Origin of the sequence: Gillisia marina (assembly GCF_000258765.1) — a bacterium.
In the GTDB taxonomy this organism is placed as follows: Bacteria; Bacteroidota; Bacteroidia; order Flavobacteriales; family Flavobacteriaceae; genus Gillisia; species Gillisia marina.
In genome coordinates this window covers 1-774 of the sequence record NZ_AJLT01000067.1, presented here as the reverse complement: position 1 = coordinate 774, position 774 = coordinate 1, and the positions used below count along the sequence as shown (strand labels likewise).

General features: G+C 41.9%; 1 protein-coding gene and 1 pseudogene. Both read left to right on the top strand.

Annotation, left to right across the window (positions count from 1 at the left end; translation table 11 throughout):
• On the top strand, positions 1-475 hold a 475-nt coding region (locus ON07_RS16600), incomplete at its 5' end, for a PKD domain-containing protein (RefSeq protein ID WP_010232315.1).
• A 13-nt stretch (positions 476-488) separates the two neighbouring features.
• A pseudogene (locus ON07_RS13110) lies at positions 489-774 on the top strand (type IX secretion system outer membrane channel protein PorV); the annotation flags it as partial.

Genomic DNA, 774 nt, shown 5'->3' with positions numbered 1-774 from the left:
AACAACTCAGGATCTTACTATCACTGTAACTCAGGATGAACCCGCTGTGATCACTCCGGAAGAGGTGAATGATGGTTCTACAGATAATTGTGGAGAGCTTGTCTTCAGCTTAGATAGAGATACGTTCGATAAACCGGGCGTGTATGAGGTAGTGCTTACCGCAACTGATGCTTCGGGGAACACTTCTCAAGCTACCGCCACTATTACGGTGAAGCGTGAAGGTGCAGATCCTAAAGAGGCGCATGTAGTACCAACGATGTTAACTAGAACCAGTATCGCCAAGGTGATCTTACCATTTAACGGTAGAATTAGCGAAGTGCATGTAATGGAAACAGAAACCAATAATTATAAGGTTTTTGAGGGAAATAATAAGAATACCATGCAAATAGATATCGCTCCAATGAAAGGAACCTTACTAGTGAAGATCATTGATGCGGAAGGGAATGTTTACATGAAAAAATTAATTGCACTTTAAAAGATAAAATTTTATGAATACTAAATATATAATCCTTAGTCTGTTTATTTGTTCCCTGAATTTTACGGTCTCAGGGCAACAACTGGTACGACCTGTTATCACGGGAGCTCCTTTCTTGCAAATTGTTCCCGATGCGCGTGCGGGTGGAATGGGAGATGCCGGAGTGGCAACGATCCCGGATGCGTACTCACAATTTCATAATCCTGCAAAATTCCTGTTTATGGATGAAGGCGCTCAGGGAATTGGACTTTCTTACATCCCACAATTTGTAGGCTATGCCGATGATATCTTTTATGCCA